The organism is uncultured Allobaculum sp. (assembly GCF_948576815.1).
Lineage (GTDB): Bacteria > Bacillota_I > Bacilli_A > Erysipelotrichales > Erysipelotrichaceae > Allobaculum > Allobaculum fili.
Map to the genome: position 1 here is coordinate 1 of NZ_CAPAEZ010000133.1, position 1130 is coordinate 1130.

At 44.4% G+C, this 1130-nt stretch carries 1 protein-coding gene; it reads right to left on the minus strand.

What is annotated here, in order from left to right:
• Positions 1 to 1083: transposase (locus Q2J39_RS10735; protein ID WP_300968176.1), on the minus strand; the 1083-nt coding region annotated here is incomplete at its 3' end.
• Positions 1084 to 1130 lie beyond the last annotated feature (47 nt).

Here is a 1130-nt window from a genome sequence, read left to right on the forward strand (position 1 = left end):
CTTATGTTTCTGTTCCATACTCTGCTTTACTTTCTTCCATATCCGTTCCCATGCCTCCAGAAACTGTCCGATCATATGCCCTATCTGAATCAAATAATAATGATTTTTTAACGCTTGGTAATTCCTGCTGTACAGATGCTCCAGATAGTAGCCATGCTTCTTCTGTGCATTGAAGCCCTCATTTTCAATTCTCCAGCGCATTCTTCCCCTCTCCGTCAGATTGGCCACATTTTTTCGGGTGACAGGCAGATCCGTCAGAAACCAGAATTCTTTTTGGATGATTTCTGCCATTCCCTTTTTCTTCCCCTTTTTACAGATTTGTTCTCGATACTCCCCATATTCTGCCAGATTCACCTTATATCCTTTATAATCTATCTTTGTTACGTAATCATACCATTCCTTCCCTGTCCCGCTTTTGCGCTCCTGATAATTCTTTTCTATTCCCTTCAATTTCCGGTATTCCGTTCCAATCGTAGGGATACTCCCTTCCTTATAGCGCAGAATATATTTCCAGTTCTTTCCCTTGCATCTCTTAAAAAAACCTTCACAGGCATACAGGCTGTCACCGCACAGGCAGATTGGCAGCCTTGGAAATGCTTTTTTCAGCTTCTCCATCAAACGCCAGCACGCTTTCCTCTCACAATCCTGCTTCTTCATCTCTTTCCCGTCTTCATTGTCTACGAATTCCGTTTGGATACTGATGAGGATTTTCGGGTGCAGCACCAGTTTCGCCTCCAACACATAATAATAGTTTTCCTGGCACTCCTTTTCCGTCCCTTTGTTATGGATCCGGTGCAGGCTCTTCCCGTCCAATTCTCCGCGGCTGCTGCAAAGCTGCGTCCCGTCTATAATAACCTGCCAGTATTTTCCCCTGATACGCATGTCTTCAAATACCCGGCTGCGCAGCAATCTGCGGCACAGGCGGTTGACCACATCCTGCAGGTTTTCCGGCTCCAGTTTTTCCAGATACCGGTTGATGGTCTCCCAATAAGGCAATTCATCCACTACGGCTTCTTCTTTGCACAACGTCCAGACATTTTTTATCATGGTTTCCGAATTGAATTCTTCACTTGTTTTCCGCATACTGCTGATGTAAAATAAAGAAGAAAGAATACGGGTCATAAGAAGTA